This window comes from Nocardia sp. NPDC051990 (genome assembly GCF_040680755.1).
In the GTDB taxonomy this organism is placed as follows: Bacteria; Actinomycetota; Actinomycetes; order Mycobacteriales; family Mycobacteriaceae; genus Nocardia.
Genome location: NZ_JBFAXH010000016.1, coordinates 128,146 through 144,229, shown reverse-complemented (window position 1 = coordinate 144,229; position 16,084 = coordinate 128,146). Strand labels below are relative to the sequence as shown.

Genomic DNA, 16,084 nt, shown 5'->3' with positions numbered 1-16,084 from the left:
CGCGTGCACACCTCCGCCACCCGGCGCCTCGGAGCCGCCACCATGAATCACACCGTCGTCACCGGAGGCGCGGGCCTACTCGGCTCACATCTGTGCCGCGCACTGCTCGAGCGCGGGGACCGGTCACCGCGATCGACAATATGAGCATCGGCCGCCGGGCCGCTATCGAAAACCTCACGACGCACTTGCGATTCACCCTCCGCACCGCCGATGTGACCACGCCCGGCGCGTTCGCCGACCTCGCCACCGTCACCCACATCGCGCATCTCGCGCTCCCGGGTAGCCCGACAGCCAGTGCCCGGCGGCCGGTCGACACCCTCCGGGCAGCCTCGACCGGCACCCTCACGGCTCTCGACCTGGCCGCGCGTCGCGGCGCCCGCATCGTCGTGGCGTCGGGCTCCGAGATCTACGGCGAATCGAACCTCGGGCCGCCACACCGGCCACACCTCGAAAACATCGGCCCGGCAAGCATTTTCGGCACGCACCGCGGATAGCCACGTCACCGAGGCCATCGCCCGCCACTATCGAGGCGCGAATGTGGGCATCGTCCGGCCCTTCGAGGTGTACGGTCCACACCTGTGGCCGGGCGACGGCCGCGTCACGGCCTCATGCTGTGCTGCCGCTCTGCGTGATCAGACACTGCAGGTCATCGATGGTGACACGCGATCATTCGTCTACGTGGCCGATACGGTCGAGGCCATGGTCGCGATGCTCGACAGCGAAGCGTTCGGGCCAGTCGATATCGGCGGCCCGAACGCGGTCACCCTCGCCGAGTTCGCGTGCACCGTCATCGATCGCGCAGGCAGCGGCTGGCTCGAGGTCGCCCCCGCCAACGCCCCCGAGGTCACCGCACCGAGCCCGGATCTCACTCACGCGCGAGCCCCCTGGACTGGCAACCCACCACCCTCCTACCCGACGGCCTGCACCACACCCTCGACTGGATGCGCACCATCCTGCGCCCGCACCCACAGTGACCCGCCGACACTCGGCTACACCACGCCGGACCGAACATCGTTCACCCACAACCACATTCGCCGATCCGGCACAACCGAACCCGACATCACCGACTCACCGACAAACTCACCACCCGCCACGGCTGACGAGAGTTCCGGACGCTCACCGAGACCGGAGATCGACGCTGGAATGGCACGCGAGTGCCCCGGCGATACGACATCATCCTCATGCGGCTGCCGCGTCACCGGGGCGATCGTGCGGTTCCGCTGGCTGGAAGGGTTAGCCAACCCATCCAGGTGGGGCGTCGCACCAACGGGCATTTCAGTTCACCCGGGTTTGGTTCCGATGCTGGTCGATGAGGCCCCGGTAGATACCATTGGGTTCAGACCTCGACGAGATGTCACGCAGACCGAGAGTGATCTTACGGCCAGCCGCCGCCGAGTAACCGTCTTGGTCCATGCCGAGATCTTCCATGATCACCGGCAATAGTTCGTCCAGTTCGTCGTCGGCAATATAAACGGTGAGGGTGCATTCGACCGGCACAGTGGCCGGATCGTAGGCCTCACCCTGAATTCGCTCGGCCCAGTTGTCGACCTCACTGACCGGGCCGAACTCGGTATAGCACGGTATCCGGTTCACTCCGCGGATCCGATGCGTGCTCTCCTCCAGCATCAGCGCGATCGGGTGGATCTCCTCGCTGGCGAGGGATCCGGGTCCCGTGAGGTCTGGTAGCCCGAGCCCTACCGCGATCTGCCAGATGCGCCGATCATCGTCGTCCATGTATTCCATACTCCCCCGTCAGCGCTACTTGCCGACGCTCATGGTGCGGCAATGCTTCAGTTTCTTTCCCGCTGGCACAGCCTTCTGAGCATTGTTCTTGGCGTCATTCACTGCGCCATCCTTCGTCTTACCGGTGCCGCTGAACGTGAACGGCCCCGTGGCATCTGTCCTGTCCAGGTTCTCGAAGTAGCAGGACACCGTCGCCTTGTAGGTAGCGGTGAACTCTAACTGCCATCCTGGCTGTGCAGCGTCGATCGTCTGGGCGGTGGCGGTCGGCACCTCCGCCCCCGCGAGCCCCACTCCGATCGTTGAAGCACCTGCGGTGCAGGCTGCGACTAGGGCGATCGAAGCAAGAAACCGGCGGCTTGTCGTGATGGTCTTCATTGTGTTCTCCCCACTGATGCATGTTCCTTCACTTGTCTTCGACGCGCCTGTGGCGCAACAGATTCCACCCAATTTGGTGACGGTCATCACTGAGATGGACTGCGATTCAGTGGTTTTGGGAGTCATTGGCCTCGAACAGCCAAAAGCCCTTTCGGATTTGATCCCATCGAGGATGGCGGCGGAGCACCGGCAACCACCGCAACCCGAGCACGGCCAGCCCAAGCGCATGCCACGGCAACCGCCACCACCACCCGACCACTGCGCCGAATGTGCCGTCCGGCTCCTGCGGAGCCGCGTAGGACCAGGCCAGAAAGGCATCGCCGATGGGAAAGATACCGAATCCGTACCGCTTGCCCGAACCGACGGACACCGGCACCCCTAATGCCTCACCCAGACCGGTGAGCGGACCGGCCAGCGCGTGGCCGCCGTGGACGCGCGCGGCACCGAGCGCCACTATCGAAGCGGACAAGCTCGCCCCGAACAGCAGTGGTCCGGAGTCGACATCACCCTTCCCGTCGACCCCGTGCGGGTACTCCCGCACGGGGGCAGCCCAAGCGGTCGGGCCGCGAACGCCGAGCGGAACAGCCGGTACTGCTCATCTGCCCAGCCCTTGTCGATTTCCGGCAGGAAGCGATGGATGATCGACTGGGAAGATCCCCGTGCTCCCTCCACCACCGGCAGTACACGGTGCGGAAGCAACCCGGTGGCCGGGTCGAGTCGCGCCCGCGCCGCCGCCATCCAGCGCTCGACCATCACGGTGTCATTCACTCACTACTGACGCACCGGCGGGCCGATCGGTTCCATCCGATTTCGGCAACGGCAGAGCAACAGCCCTGTCCCCCTGGATGATCCGACGCGCGGACTCCGCCGGATCCTGCGCGACCGGTGAATCGCTACGGCACCTGGTGCCGGGCGCGAGCATCCCCGCCCGCGCCGAAACGACACCTGCCCGCAACCGACACCTCGGATGCGCGGTATCCGGGTGACCCCGAGCTGAACCGCATGTGCACGCCACCCCACGCACACCTGAACACACCGGATCGCCCGATCTGCACACGCGACGGGACCGCTGGTGGGAAGCTCGAAGGACCGGAAGTGTCGACCGAGAAAGCGAGACACATGGTCGAGAAAGCGAGTGCGTCCGCAGGGACCAACGGTAAGGCTGCGGCGCAGCGGCCGGAGGACATCCGGAATGTGGTGCTGGTCGGGCACAGCGGGTCGGGCAAGACCACATTGGTGGAGGCGTTGGCGCTCACGGCCGGCGCGGTGAATCGCGCGGGCCGGGTGGAGGACGGGACGTCGCTATCGGATTACGACGAGATCGAACATCGCCAGCACAGATCGGTGCAGCTGTCGGTGGTGCCGATGGTGTGGCGCGGAATCAAGATCAATCTGCTGGATACCCCCGGATACGCCGATTTCGTCGGTGAGCTGCGCGCGGGTCTGCGGGCGGCGGATGCGGCGCTGTTCGTCATATCCGCGGCCGAGGGTGCGGAGGCCGTGAGCGGTGCGACTCGCGCGCTGTGGGAGGAGTGTGCGGCGGTCGGGATGCCACGGGCGATCGTGATCACCCACCTCGATACCGCACGCGCCGATTTCGAGGAGATGACCGAGACCTGTCGGCTGGTATTCGGCGGCGTATCCTCGGAAAACATTCTGCCGCTGCATCTTCCAGTGTACGGGCCGAAGAGTCCGGACGGTCATCGCCCGGTGACCGGATTGGTCGAGCTGCTGCCGCACTGCGTCGCGGACTACTCCTCCGGGGAGGAGGTCCAGTGCGAACCGTCCGCCGAGCAGCTGCCGCTGCTCGAGGAGGCGCGCAACCGGCTGATCGAGGGCATCATCGCCGAGAGCGAAGACGAAACCCTCATGGAACGCTATCTCGGCGGCGAGGAGATCGAGTTGGCGGCGCTGGTCGAGGACCTGGAACGCGCGGTCGCCCGAGGCAGCTTCCATCCCGTGCTGTTCGGCGCGCCCGCCCCCGAGGGCGCCAAACAGGGCCTCGGCACGATCGAACTGTTGGAGCTGATCACCGGCGGATTTCCCACGCCATCAGAACACGCGGTCTCGGCGGTTACCACCTCCGACGGTGCGGCGCCGACACCGCTGCACTGCGATCCCGACGGCGCGTTGGCCGCCGAGGTGATCCGCACGGCGTCGGATCCATATGTCGGGCGCGTCTCGCTCGTCCGCGTCTTCTCCGGCACCCTGCGCCCCGATGACACCGTGCACGTCTGCGGTCACGGGATGGAGGACCGCGGCCACGAAAGCCACGATGTGGACGAGCGCATCGGTGCCATCACCGCACCGTTCGGCAAACAGCAGCGCCCACTCGGCCAGGCCATCGCCGGTGATATCGCCTATGTCACCAAACTGAGTCGCGCGGAAACCGGCGACACCCTGTCCGGCACCGCAGCACCGCTGCTGATCGAACCCTGGCAGATGCCGGATCCGCTGCTGCCCATCGCCATTCGCGCACACAGCAAGGCGGATGAGGACAAGCTCTCCAGCGGTCTGGCCCGGCTGGTGGCCGAGGATCCCGCGGTTCGGCTGGAACAGAATGCGGACACCCATCAGATCGTGCTGTGGTGTCTGGGTGAGGCGCACCGCGACGTCGCGCTGGAGCGTCTGCGCACCAGGTTCGGCGTACAGGTGGACGTGGTCGATCACAAGGTCGCGCTGCGGGAAACGTTCGCGGGCAAGGCAATCGGTAAGGGCAGGCACGTCAAACAGTCGGGCGGGCACGGACAGTACGCGGTCTGCGAGATCGAAGTGGAACCGCTGCTGGGTGGTTCGGGCATCGAATTCGTCGACCGGGTAGTGGGCGGAGTCGTACCGCGCCAGTTCATTCCGTCGGTGGAGAAGGGTGTGCGCGCCCAGGCCGCACGCGGGGTGGCGGCCGGGTACCCGCTGGTCGATATGCGCGTGACACTCTTCGACGGCAAGGCGCATTCGGTCGACTCCTCCGATGCCGCATTCCAGACCGCGGGCGCGCTCGCATTGCGCGAGGCCGCGACCACGGCCGGTATCGACCTACTCGAACCGATCGCCGAAGTATGGATAGTGGTAACCGACGATTACGTCGGTCCGGCTCTCGGCGATCTGTCCGGACGCCGCGGACGCGTCCTCGGTACCGAACCGCACGGCACCGGCCGCACCCGCATCCACGCCGAGGTGCCCGAACTCGAACTCACCCGCTACGCAATAGATCTGCGTTCGCTCTCACATGGCACGGGTGATTTCACGCGGTCGTATATCCGGCACGAGCCGATGCCGAACGCCTTGGCGGGCGCGGTCCGCGAACAGGCCAGGAAGTCGGGCTGAGAAGGAGCCGGGTGGTCAATCCAGAACGTTTCGTTGTCGATACCGAGCATTTCGGCAAGATCGTGATCACGCGGACCGACGAAAGAGTGGTCACCACACCGGTATTCGACGATGCCACAGTGGTGACCATCGAGCGCATCGGTCCACGCACTCGTCAGCGGGTGCCCATCGGTACCCGCAACGCCAAGCGGCTGCGGGCATCGATCAACGACCGCCCCATCAGGTTGACGGTCGGGCGCGGGCATTTCTACCACCGGTGGTCCTATCGCGCGGTCGCCGAGGTGGATGGCAAGATTTTGCGGCTCCAGCCGACGAATCTGCACTCCAGCACATTGCTGCTGGGACAAAAACACCAGGCCGATCATGTGCTCGGCGAATTCATGCTCACAGGGACGCACCACGTACAGGTGGTGTGGACATTGCCGTTCACCTCGCGCGATCACGGGGCAATTGTTCGCCAGCCCACCTTGGAGGACGTGCTTATCGCGTATGCGCTGGTGGTGGCATTCGGCTCGGGTGGTGTCTCGCTCTGGGAGATCGTCCATATGGTGCTCCCGATCTAAATTTCGGCTGCCGCTGCACGATTCGGGCAAGGTTGCCTTGCCGATATCCCGAACATTGACCGCCCCCGGCGAATCGATCCGCGGCGCTGCGATCTCCACCGTCGGCTCAACAGTCACAATAGGAGACGCCGCCGCGATCCGCGTGGCCCAGCTCGTGCTGGCGATGGCCGCCGCGATTTGGCACAACCACACCATCGCAGCACCAGTCACCCGGTCACTGATCGCCTACGATCACTGACCGAGGTTCGGACTTACTCGTCTAGCAGCGGTGTTGCAACGATCCCTAGAATCCGAGCGGCCTCGGGAGGGGCCGCTTCAGCGGCCAGATGCGCTCCGCGCACCGCTTTGCACCCTTGGCGCCAACAGTGTGGGGGGGAGTCGCTCGGGCCGTCTCCGACGCCCAGGTTGATCCGGTCGCGGATAGAACGCATGGCCTGGCGAAGTTCGATCGGCTCGACCTCGGTGATGTCTGCGTCGAAGGTCAGAAACAGTCCCGCCATGCCTGCCCAGGACCAAGCACCCAGTGTGAGCCGACAACTGTCGTCCATTGTGGTGCTCGACTGTGGAGCCGCCGGGGGCGAATAGCGCAACGAGGGATGCTGGTAGCGCGATCAGTGCGGATCCGCGGCATTGCCATTCGGCCGCGACATCGCCGCGGTCGTGCGTGGTCATCGCGAAGTTCACGCCAAACCTCACAGCGTCGCTGTCGATCTCCAGGGTGCTGACATCGAGACCGCGCAAGCCCAACTCCGGCATGCCACTGCCGAAACCACGCTCGACACCTACGGGCATCCGTGGCCGCATGCAGACGAGTCCACCCGGACCGCAATCGGTGGTGATCGCGGAACGGATGGACTCGCTGACAACTACTGCGGACGGAAGACGTCGGATAGACCTTCGTGCGCAGGTCAGAGCGTTACAACGACTTACACGTCGAAGTAGAGCTCGAACTCGTACGGGTGCGGACGCAGGTTGACCGGCGCGATTTCGTTTTCGCGCTTGAGGTTGATCCAGGTCTCGATGAGGTCGGGGGTGAAGACGTTGCCTTCGGTCAGGTAGTCGTGGTCCTGTTCGAGGCGGTCGATGACCGAGGCCAGGCTGGTGGGGGCCTGCGGGATGCCCTTGGCCTCCTCCGGCGGGAGCTCGTACAGGTCCTTGTCGACCGGGGCCTTCGGCTCGATCTTCCTCTTGATGCCGTCCAGGCCGGCCATCATCATGGCGGCGAAGGCCAGATACGGGTTACCCGAGGAGTCGGGCGCGCGGAACTCGATGCGCTTGGCCTTCGGGTTGTTGCCGGTGACCGGGATGCGGACCGCGGCGGAGCGGTTGCGCTGCGAGTACACCAGATTGATCGGGGCCTCGTAGCCCGGGACCAGGCGGTGGTAGGAGTTCACGGTCGGGTTGGTGAATGCCAGCAGCGACGGCGCGTGGTGCAGGATGCCGCCGATGTAGTGGCGCGCCAGGTCCGACAGGCCCGCGTAACCGGCCTCGTCGTGGAACAGTGGCTTGCCGTCCTTCCACAGCGACTGGTGCACGTGCATGCCCGAGCCGTTGTCACCGAAGAGCGGCTTCGGCATGAAGGTGACGGTCTTGCCCTCGGCCCACGCGGTGTTCTTGACGATGTACTTGAACAGCTGCAGATCGTCGGCCGCGTGCAGCAGGGTGTTGAACTTGTAGTTGATCTCGGCCTGACCGGCGGTACCGACCTCATGGTGGCCGCGCTCGAGTTCGAAGCCCGCGTTCTGCAGGTTGGTCGAGATCTTGTCGCGCAGGTCGACGTAGTGGTCGTACGGCGCGACCGGGAAGTAGCCGCCCTTGTTGCGGACCTTGTAGCCGCGGTTGGGGGTGCCGTCCGGGTTGAACTGCTTGCCGGTGTTCCAGGAGCCCGAGATCGACTCGATCTCGTAGAAGGCGCCGTTCATGGCCGAGTCGTAGCGGATCGAGTCGAAGATGTAGAACTCCGCCTCGGCGCCGAAGTACGCGGTGTCGGCGATGCCGGTCGAGCGCAGGTACTCCTCCGCCTTGCGCGCGATGTTACGCGGATCGCGGCTGTATGCCTCCAGGGTGAACGGGTCGTGCACGAAGAAGTTGAGGTTCAGCGTCTTGGCCGCGCGGAACGGGTCCAGCCGAGCCGTGCTGAAGTCCGGGAGCAGCAGCATGTCCGACTCGTCGATGGACTGGAAGCCACGGACGGATGAGCCGTCGAACGCTAGCCCTTCCTCAGCGAGGTCAGCGGTGAAAGCCTTCGCAGGGATCGAGAAGTGCTGCTGCACACCAGGAAGATCGCTGAAGCGGATGTCGACGTATTCGACATCCTCTTCCTTCATGTGCTTGATGACCTCGTCGGCCGTGCTGAACGTCACTTGTTCTCCTTACGGATCGGTTCCCAGCCAGTGTCGATTGCATGGGCTCGTCGCGTCCAGACGGTATGGACGCGGTGTTTCCCAGCAATCAAGGCTGTGTTTCACCCGTGTTACACGTGCGACTGGGCGGGTGGCGAAGGCCACCTGGGCTCGAACAGCATGGTAATCGCCCCGTCCGCAGCAGCGCCCGTCGAGGTCAGCTTGGGCTGATGCGATGTCCTACGACCGGTCGTAGCGGCCTATCCTGGGGGTCATGGCACGCATCAGCGGATCCTGGCTCTCCGGACCTCCGGCGGACCCGGGCGGTCCGGCGACCCCCGAGTTCCCCGGTCAGCACCTGGGTCTGCCGCGCTCGGGCGCCGGGTCGCTGGTCGGTATGTTGCGGCGCATCGTCGCACTCGTGGTCGACTGGTTCATCTCGCTCGGTGTGACTGCAATCATCGTGCGGCCGAACCCGGACAAGATCATCGGCGGGATGCATATTCCGGCCGGGGAGCCGCGCCCCTCGAATTTCGAGGCGATTGTGAGTGCACTCACGACTCCCAACCTGCTCGTCTGGTTCGTGATCGGGGTCGTCGCGGTGTCGTTGTTCGGATACACACCCGGCCAGTACTTCCTGCGGCTGCGCGTGGTGCGCGTCGACGCGCCCGTCGCGGTCGGTTTCGTTCGCGCCCTTGCCCGCCAAGTCCTGTTGGTATTCGTGGTACCCGCCCTGTTCACCGATGCCGACGGCCGCGGCATGCACGACCGCGCCACCGGCACGGCGGTCGTACGGGCGCGCTGATTCGCGATCCGCTCGGAACACGAACGCCGCGCCCAGGGTGGCATGACCTGGGCGCGGCGGTGCGGGCTGTGGTGTTCGGAGGCTCGGATCAGCCGAGCGTACGGGCGAGGAAGTCGCGGATCAGCGCCGCGATCTCCGCGCCGTGGGTTTCCAGCGCGAAATGCCCGGCGTCGAGCAGGTGCAGTTCGGCATCGGGGAGATCGCGCAGGTAGGCGCGCGCCCCTTCGGCGCCGAAGATCTCGTCGTGCTCGCCCCAGGTGATCAGCACTGGCGGACGGTGTTCGGCGAAATATTTCTGGAAGGCGGGATAGCCGTCCAGATTGTTCTTGTAGTCGTAGAACAATTCGAGCTGGATCTCCTTATTGCCCGGCCGATCCAGGTAGTGCTGATCCAGGGTCCAGGTGTCGGGGCTCACGAGTGCGAGGCGGTCGGCAGGCACACCGTGCGTGTACTGCCATTTCGTGGCCTCGGCGGTGAGCAGTTCGCGTACCGCAGGCTCGTGGGTGACGCGATCGCTGGCGTGCGCGAAGAGCACCTCCCAGAACGGGGTAAAGCCCTCCATGTAGGCGTTGCCGCTCTGCGTGATGATCGCGGTGACGCGTTCGGGTTGGCGCGAGGCGATGCGCAGGCCGATGGGTGCGCCGTAGTCCTGAATGTAGAGCGCGAACCGGTCGAGTCCGAGGGTGTCGAGCAGTTCGAGGGTGATCTCGGTGAGTTTGTCGAAGGTGTACTCGAATTCGTCGACCGCGGGCATGGCCGACTGACCGAATCCTATGTGGTCGGGCGCGATCAGGTGGTAGTCCTCGGCCAACGCGGGCAGCAGGTTGCGGAACATGGCGGAGCTGCTCGGGAAGCCGTGCAGCAGCACGAGGGTCGGCTTGGCCGGATCGCCCGCCTCTCGATAGAAGACGCGCTGGCTCTGAATCTCGACGGTGTTGTGGCGCACGGCGGTCATGGTGTCTCTCCCTGTTCGTCTTGTTCTCGGCGAGCGGTCCTAACCGCTCATCAATGTTTTAAAGGTTAGAAGTGGCGATCCTGTTCCCGCTTACGGAAATTTCTTTCCACAAATTCGGCGCCCATGCCGTGGACTCGACCGTGACCTGCGGCGATACCTGGAAGTCAGCCAAAATAACGAAAGGCCCGTATCCCACGATGTGGGATACGGGCCTTTCGGCAGCCTGGTTTCAGCGCCTGCGGAGGGTGCGCTGCACCCCGCGCATCTTGGCGCCCGCGGGCATCGGCCCCTTGGGCAGTGCGGGACCACTGCGCGAACTCAGCGCGGTCAACCGGCCTTCGATGAGGTCCATGCGCTTGGCATCGATATTGCGGGGCAGCTTGGTGAGGTGCTTCTGCAGCTCCTTCAGCGAGATCTGCCCCTCGTCGTTACCGATGATGATGTCGTAGATCGGAGTGTCGCCGATGAGTCGCGCGGTGCGCTTCTTCTCCTGTGCCAGTAGCGATTTCAGCCGCTGCGGAGAACCCTCACCGATCAGGATGACGCCGGGCAGGCCGATCACCCGATGCACCGCGTCCAGCTGGGTGGTCGCGGCGATGCCATTGCTGACCCGCCACTTGCCCTGCAGATTGTCCAGCACCCAGGCCGCCGCACCCGCCTGGCCCTCGGCCTTGGCATAGACATTCCGCTGCACGCGGCGACCGAAGATGATGAACGCGACGAGCACACCGAGCAGCAGACCGAGCGGCAGCAGGAACCACTGCAGCCCGAAGATCAGGCCGACCACCAGGAATACGACCGTGATGCCGACGACGGCGCCGATCATCAAGGGCAGCAGCAGCTTGTCTTCCTTGCGCTGCATCTGGAACGCCTGCCAGAGCTGCTGGCGGCGTTCTTTCGACTGCTGCTTGCGGGCCGCCTTCGCCGCGGCCTTCGCTTCCTTCGACGGCGTGCCGCCCTTGCCTACTGCCATGCTCACAGAATAGTGCCACGTCGGGTGGCCGGCTCGCTCGTATTCCCCCCGGAGACTTGCACTGACCAGATCATACGCCGCGCCGCCTGCGACACCAGCCGAATCTTATTGGCCTAGTACAACCTTCGCCCTGTCGAGAGCAAACGCGAATAGCCCGTCATCGCGCGAGCAACGGGCGCCCGCCGCACGCGATCGTGAAATCTTCGCAGCTGAGCCGCAGCCAGGTCTCTCGGCTGCGTCATCGTCCGCGCTGCCGGAGCCGAGCATGCGATATGCGAGCCAACGCGTGCGGTGCTCCTCGAATCGGCTATCGGGTGGCGGCCGGACCCCGGCCTGACCCGAATGGCGACGAAAGGGTACGACCCGCCCGAATCGGCGACCGGACCGTCGAGGACACGAGAAGTGGCTGAGCACCTCGGTCGAGGCCGATGCCGCAGTGACCCGGCGGCCCGCCGAAGGTCGGCGGCGGGAAGCGGATCGCGACGGTCGAGCACACCGACGGAGGTGTTCGGCCTCATGTAGCCGTCATCGAGGCGACTTGCGAGGATCGACCCATGTCTTCCGAAACCTATGACGTGCGCCCGATCGGGCGGGTGCGTTCGCCGCTGACCGATCCGGCGGATGCGCCGAAGCAAGGCGACGAAGGCGCACCGCCCGCCGAGATCGTGCTCGACTCCAATGTCGCCGCGGGCACGGCGGGCTTGCGGCCCGGCGATGAGGTGTTGGTGTTCACCTGGTTGCACCAGGCGGATCGGGAGGTGCTCGCGGTACATCCGCGGGGCGACCGTACCCGCCAGGTCACGGGGGTGTTCGCGACCCGCGCCCCGCATCGTCCGAACCCGATCGGGCTGCATCGGGTCACGATCGCCGATATTGCTGGGGCCACGCTCACTGTGCACGGTTTGGAAGCGATCGACGGCACTCCGGTGCTGGATCTGAAGCCGGTCCTCGGTCCGACCGCGCAACGCTGAGTAACACCCCCGGTTCCGGGGGCTGGACAATCGACCAGCAGCGGTCGATAGTTCTCGGGTGACTGTGGGTTCGGTGCTGTTGCGTGGGTTGGCCGGGGTTCTGCTGGTGCTCGGTGTGCTGGCGCCGGTGACGGCAGCAGAGCCGGTCGGTGTCCCGTTCCAGTGGTCGCAGAGGTTCATCACCGCGCCGGACGGCACCCGGCTGCACGCCGATATCCTGCGGCCACAGGGCATCTCCGCGGATACCCGCACTCCCGTGGTACTGACCGTCAGCCCGTATCGCTCGCATACCGCTTATCTGAGCATGCCGCGGATCGAGGATGGGCCGTCCACGGACGACCTGCACGTCGCGATGTTCCTGAACGCGGGCTATACCTACGTCATCGTGGATCTGCGCGGATACGGCGGCTCGTCCGGATGTCCGGATTTCGGTGGACCGGGCGAACGCTCGGATGTGGCCACCGCCGTGGAGTGGGCGGCGGGGCAGCCGTGGTCGACCGGCCGGGTCGGCATGATCGGCACCTCCTACGAGGCCTGGACCGGGATGATGGCGCTGGCCGCCAAGCCCGCGGGCCTAGCCGCCGTCGCGGCATTCGGACCGGATGTCGACCCGTACTCGTATATGTACATGCAGGGTGTTGCCTGGAAGTTTTCCGGTAAACCGGTCACCGATCAGGGCATTCGCCCAGCCGAAATGACGGGTTTCGAACATCTGCTCATCGCCTCCACACCCGGCCGCCTCGACGACTCCCCCGAATACCAGTCCAACGCCGTTCAGATATCGACCGAGTGCTACGCGCAACTCGCGGCGAACACCACCAACCATGACCAGACCACCCCCTTCTGGCGCGAACGCGATCTCACCGAACAGCTGCGTGGCAATACCATTCCGCTATTCGTCGGCCAGGGCTTTCTCGATAACAACACCCGGGCGTACCGCATTTTCGACGTCTGGAATGCGCTCGGCCCCGGCAATCACCGCGCCTGGTTCGGCCAATGGGGTCACAGCGATTGCGACAGCAACTGCGGCGCACCGGATTTCGATACCCAACTACTTGCCTACTTCGATAAGCATGTCGCCGGGCGCGATATCGAGGTACCCGGCCCGCGCATAACGGTCGGTCAGTTCGATGGCGGCTGGCGCTCCGAAACCGCTTGGCCGCCAACGGATTCGGACCGCATTCCGATCGACCTGCGCACCGGCACCTATACCGATCGCGGCCTGCTTCCCGGACCCGATCGCGAGATCTGGTCCATTTCCGAACCGCTGAGCACCACGGCGCACATCTCCGGAATCCCGACGGCAACGCTGCGCCTGTCCGGTCCGCCGACCGCGACGGTCGCGGTCGAGCTGTTCGATATCGCCCCCGACGGCCGCGGCACCATCATTACCCGCGGCATCGCTCCAGTCGCCGACACCGTCGATATCAGACTGCTGGCGCAGGACTGGCCGATCAACGCCGGACACCGCCTCGGCGTCCTGATCACCGATGTCGTCGACGATGTCTGGTCCCATGCCGCCGCAAATGCCCAGGTCACCGTCCTCACCGCCCGCCTGGACCTACCCCTGCTCGGCACCGCGCGTACCCCCGACCTCACCGGCGGCACCAGCGAGGCCTGGTCGAAGTGGCGCGACCAGAAGGTCCGCGCACTCGGGCCCGACGTGTTGAACAATGCAGTGATGCCGATGAATTTGCCGAATGAGACCGGTCCGCGATGATGACAGGTAACGCCGCGCCGACCCACACCACGCCGGTGGTCGTCGACACGCACGTCGCCGAACGCCTCGCGCAGGCTCTGCGCTGCGCGACGATTTCCCACGAGCCACTGGATACCGCCGAGCACGCAGCCATCGATACCGAACCCAGCGATGCCGAATTCGTCCGGCTCGGCGCGCACCTGGAACAGTCGTTCCCACTGGTCCACGCCGAACTGGAATTGGAACGGTTCGGGCACAGCAGGCTCTATCGCTGGCCGGGCGTCGAACCGGATCGGGTATCGGCGATTCTGCTCGCCCATCAGGATGTCGTGCCGGTCGATGATCTGCAGCGGTGGACGCATCCGCCGTTCGCGGGCGTGGTGGATGACGAATTCATCTGGGGCCGCGGGGCAATCGATGACAAGAGTCGGTTGATCGCGATTCTGGAGGCTGTCGAATCCGCACTCGCCGCCGGAATTCGCCCCCGGCACACCATCTATCTGGCATTCGGACACGACGAGGAGGTGTTCGGGGATCACGGCGCGGTGCACATGGCGCGGCGGTTGCGCGAATCCGGTGTGCACGCGGATCTCCTGCTCGACGAGGGCGGTGTCATTCTCGACGGTATCGCCGACGATGTCGACCGGCCGGTGGCCTCGATCATGGTGGGCGAGAAAGGCTATGCGACCGTTCGCCTTTCGGCCTCAGCGGTGGGCGGACATTCGTCCATGCCCGGCGCACAGACCGCGGTCGGACAGATCGCCCGCGCGGTGGGCCGGATTCAGGACCATCCGATGCCGCTGCGGCTGACACCGGTGGTGTCCGACATGGTCACCAGGTTGCGGCAAGTCATGCCCGATTATCGCCGCCGCCTGCTCCGATTCGCCGGACTGGCCACGCCGGTGATCACCCGGATACTCGCGGCCCGTCCGCAAACCGAGGCGCTGGTGCGCACCACGACCGCGCCGACGGTCATCCGCGGCGGCATCAAACCCAACGTGCTGCCACAGCAGGCCGAGGCCCTGGTGAATTTCCGCATCCTGCCCGGCGATTCGGTCGCATCGGTGCTCGAACACTGCCGCAAGGTGGTGCGCGATGCGCAGGTGCGGATCGAACTCGTCGGCATGACCTCCGAGCCCTCCCCCGGCAAACCACCCGGCCCGGCATTCGACATGATCGCGGGGCTGGCCCAGTCCGTCGTCCCGGGCATCGCGGTGACCACCGGCATCGTCCCCGGCGCCACCGATTCCCGACACTACGACGATCTCGCCGTGACCCGCTGCAATTTCGCCCCCATCCTGCTGAGCCAGGCCGATGTGGAAACGATCCATGGAACCGACGAGCGCATCTCCCTGGTGAACTACGCTCGGCTCATCGAGTTCAATCGGCGGCTGATCGATCAGCTCGCGGCGCCGCCACGTACCCGAGGAGCCGATGCATGACAACCGATCCGAAGGCCGGCGAGTCCCCCGAGCCGACCCCGGGCACCGCGGGTGAATTCGACGGCATAGGCAGCCGAATCGCTTGGCGCGCATGGCTTCCCGGCACCACCGCGCGCGCGGTGATCGTGCTCGTGCACGGCGTCGCCGAACATTCCGGCCGCTACGCCCATGTCGGAAAGCGCCTGGCGGACAACGGTTTCGCCGTCTATGCGCTCGACCACCTCGGCCACGGCAAGTCGGCGGGCAATAATGCGAATATCGGTTCGATGGCGGGCGCCGCCGACAATGTCGCGGAGATGCTGAAGATCGCGAGCCGCGAACATCCGGATGTGCCGCGATTCCTGCTCGCGCATTCGATGGGCAGCCTGATCACGTTGTATCTTGCGGTCCGGGCGCCCATCGACGTCGACGGCATCGTCTTGTCGGCACCGCCGCTGGATATCGCGGTCGGCAATCCGCTGCAGCGCCTGGCGGGCCCGCTGTTGTCCCGGTTCGCGCCGAATCTCGGTGTGCTGAAACTGGATTCGTCGATGATCAGCCGCGATCCCGATGTGATCCGCGCCTACGACAATGATCCGCTGGTCTTCCGCGGCAAGCTCCCGGCCCGCACCGGTATGGAGATACTCGACGCCACCGAATTCGTCAAGAGCCGTCTGGACAAGCTCACCGTGCCGCTGCTGGTGCTGCACGGCACCGCCGATGCCATCGCCGCACCTTCGAGCACCGATCTGATCGAGCGCACCGCGGGCTCGAAGGACCTCATGGTGATCCGCTACGAGGGCCTCTACCACGAGGTCTTCAATGAACCCGAACAGGACAAGGTGCTCGCCGATGTCCTGGAGTGGCTGGAGGCCCACGTAGCGGACGACTGAGCCGCCGTCAGGCAGGTCTG

General features: G+C 65.4%; 15 protein-coding genes and 2 pseudogenes. 10 read left to right on the top strand and 7 right to left on the bottom strand.

What is annotated here, in order from left to right; translation table 11 throughout:
* Positions 1–92: 92 nt before the first annotated feature.
* Both AB0L63_RS25375 and AB0L63_RS25370 read left to right on the top strand, forming a co-directional pair.
* Positions 93–494 carry an NAD-dependent epimerase/dehydratase family protein gene (locus AB0L63_RS25375; RefSeq protein WP_364505336.1) on the top strand — a complete coding sequence of 134 codons (402 nt, stop codon included), beginning with the start codon at positions 93–95 and terminating at the stop codon, positions 492–494.
* Positions 495–510: 16 nt separating this feature from the next.
* Positions 511–663: pseudogene (locus tag AB0L63_RS25370) on the top strand (SDR family NAD-dependent epimerase/dehydratase); the annotation flags it as partial.
* 3 nt (positions 664–666) lie between these two features.
* Here the strand turns inward: AB0L63_RS25370 and AB0L63_RS25365 are convergent.
* From AB0L63_RS25365 to AB0L63_RS25350, 4 genes are all read right to left on the bottom strand, one after another.
* A complete protein-coding gene (locus AB0L63_RS25365; protein ID WP_364505382.1) occupies positions 667–873 on the bottom strand; it encodes a hypothetical protein in 207 nt (68 codons plus the stop codon).
* A 402-nt stretch (positions 874–1,275) separates the two neighbouring features.
* The gene (locus tag AB0L63_RS25360) at positions 1,276–1,734 is read right to left on the bottom strand and encodes a hypothetical protein (RefSeq protein ID WP_364505380.1); all 459 of its coding nucleotides are present in this window, start codon (positions 1,732–1,734) and stop codon (positions 1,276–1,278) included.
* A gap of 24 nt (positions 1,735–1,758) precedes the next feature.
* The gene (locus AB0L63_RS25355; RefSeq protein WP_364505334.1) at positions 1,759–2,118 is read right to left on the bottom strand and encodes a hypothetical protein; all 360 of its coding nucleotides are present in this window, start codon (positions 2,116–2,118) and stop codon (positions 1,759–1,761) included.
* Positions 2,119–2,224: 106 nt separating this feature from the next.
* Positions 2,225–2,659, bottom strand: coding sequence for a hypothetical protein (locus AB0L63_RS25350; RefSeq protein WP_364505332.1), 435 nt, complete (start codon positions 2,657–2,659; stop codon positions 2,225–2,227).
* 578 nt (positions 2,660–3,237) lie between these two features.
* Between AB0L63_RS25350 and AB0L63_RS25345 the strand changes: the two genes are divergently transcribed.
* The 3 genes and pseudogenes from AB0L63_RS25345 to AB0L63_RS25335 form a co-directional block, all read left to right on the top strand.
* A complete protein-coding gene (locus tag AB0L63_RS25345) occupies positions 3,238–5,442 on the top strand; it encodes an elongation factor G-like protein EF-G2 (protein WP_364505330.1) in 2,205 nt (734 codons plus the stop codon).
* 11 nt (positions 5,443–5,453) lie between these two features.
* Entirely contained in the window at positions 5,454–6,005 is a 552-nt protein-coding gene (locus AB0L63_RS25340; RefSeq protein WP_364505328.1) for a hypothetical protein, read from the top strand.
* A gap of 139 nt (positions 6,006–6,144) precedes the next feature.
* Positions 6,145–6,243, top strand: a pseudogene (locus AB0L63_RS25335) (IS982 family transposase); the annotation flags it as partial.
* Between the two features lie 688 nt (positions 6,244–6,931).
* On the opposite strand, the gene glnA reads toward AB0L63_RS25335, so the two are convergent.
* Positions 6,932–8,368: a type I glutamate--ammonia ligase gene (gene glnA / locus AB0L63_RS25330; RefSeq protein WP_364505326.1), complete on the bottom strand. Its 1,437-nt coding sequence runs from the start codon at positions 8,366–8,368 to the stop codon at positions 6,932–6,934.
* Positions 8,369–8,621: 253 nt separating this feature from the next.
* On the opposite strand from glnA, the gene AB0L63_RS25325 reads away from it, so the two are divergent.
* Positions 8,622–9,152 (top strand): RDD family protein, encoded by a 531-nt coding sequence (locus AB0L63_RS25325; protein ID WP_364505324.1) that lies wholly within the window; start codon positions 8,622–8,624, stop codon positions 9,150–9,152.
* Between the two features lie 88 nt (positions 9,153–9,240).
* On the opposite strand, the gene AB0L63_RS25320 is transcribed toward AB0L63_RS25325, so the two are convergent.
* Together AB0L63_RS25320 and AB0L63_RS25315 are read right to left on the bottom strand one after the other, a co-directional pair.
* Positions 9,241–10,107 carry an alpha/beta hydrolase gene (locus tag AB0L63_RS25320; RefSeq protein ID WP_364505322.1) on the bottom strand — a complete coding sequence of 289 codons (867 nt, stop codon included), beginning with the start codon at positions 10,105–10,107 and terminating at the stop codon, positions 9,241–9,243.
* A 229-nt stretch (positions 10,108–10,336) separates the two neighbouring features.
* Positions 10,337–11,080, bottom strand: coding sequence for a DUF4191 domain-containing protein (locus AB0L63_RS25315; RefSeq protein ID WP_364505320.1), 744 nt, complete (start codon positions 11,078–11,080; stop codon positions 10,337–10,339).
* Between the two features lie 554 nt (positions 11,081–11,634).
* Here AB0L63_RS25315 and tsaA point away from each other — a divergent pair.
* Genes tsaA through AB0L63_RS25295 form a run of 4 tightly spaced genes read left to right on the top strand, consistent with a single transcriptional unit; the run spans position 11,635 to position 16,064 of the window.
* Positions 11,635–12,051: a tRNA (N6-threonylcarbamoyladenosine(37)-N6)-methyltransferase TrmO gene (gene tsaA / locus AB0L63_RS25310; RefSeq protein ID WP_364505318.1), complete on the top strand. Its 417-nt coding sequence runs from the start codon at positions 11,635–11,637 to the stop codon at positions 12,049–12,051.
* 58 nt (positions 12,052–12,109) lie between these two features.
* Positions 12,110–13,771 (top strand): CocE/NonD family hydrolase, encoded by a 1,662-nt coding sequence (locus tag AB0L63_RS25305; protein ID WP_364505316.1) that lies wholly within the window; start codon positions 12,110–12,112, stop codon positions 13,769–13,771.
* A complete protein-coding gene (locus tag AB0L63_RS25300) occupies positions 13,768–15,192 on the top strand; it encodes a M20/M25/M40 family metallo-hydrolase (RefSeq protein WP_364505313.1) in 1,425 nt (474 codons plus the stop codon). Before AB0L63_RS25305 ends, AB0L63_RS25300 begins: the two co-directional genes overlap by 4 nt.
* Complete coding sequence (locus AB0L63_RS25295) at positions 15,189–16,064, top strand: lysophospholipase (protein ID WP_364505311.1); 876 nt, start codon at positions 15,189–15,191, stop codon at positions 16,062–16,064. The genes AB0L63_RS25300 and AB0L63_RS25295 overlap by 4 nt, the downstream gene beginning before the upstream one ends.
* Positions 16,065–16,084 lie beyond the last annotated feature (20 nt).

Bases quoted from the DNA above. Each gene is read 5' to 3' on its own strand.
- AB0L63_RS25360 (WP_364505380.1), bottom strand. From the start codon at position 1,734: ATGGACGACGATGATCGGCGCATCTGGCAGATCGCGGTAGGGCTCGGG.
- AB0L63_RS25355 (WP_364505334.1), bottom strand. From the start codon at position 2,118: ATGAAGACCATCACGACAAGCCGCCGGTTTCTTGCTTCGATCGCCCTA.
- AB0L63_RS25345 (WP_364505330.1), top strand. From the start codon at position 3,238: ATGGTCGAGAAAGCGAGTGCGTCCGCAGGGACCAACGGTAAGGCTGCG.
- AB0L63_RS25325 (WP_364505324.1), top strand. From the start codon at position 8,622: ATGGCACGCATCAGCGGATCCTGGCTCTCCGGACCTCCGGCGGACCCG.
- AB0L63_RS25320 (WP_364505322.1), bottom strand. From the start codon at position 10,107: ATGACCGCCGTGCGCCACAACACCGTCGAGATTCAGAGCCAGCGCGTC.
- AB0L63_RS25315 (WP_364505320.1), bottom strand. From the start codon at position 11,080: ATGGCAGTAGGCAAGGGCGGCACGCCGTCGAAGGAAGCGAAGGCCGCG.
- tsaA (WP_364505318.1), top strand. From the start codon at position 11,635: ATGTCTTCCGAAACCTATGACGTGCGCCCGATCGGGCGGGTGCGTTCG.
- AB0L63_RS25300 (WP_364505313.1), top strand. From the start codon at position 13,768: ATGATGACAGGTAACGCCGCGCCGACCCACACCACGCCGGTGGTCGTC.
- AB0L63_RS25295 (WP_364505311.1), top strand. From the start codon at position 15,189: ATGACAACCGATCCGAAGGCCGGCGAGTCCCCCGAGCCGACCCCGGGC.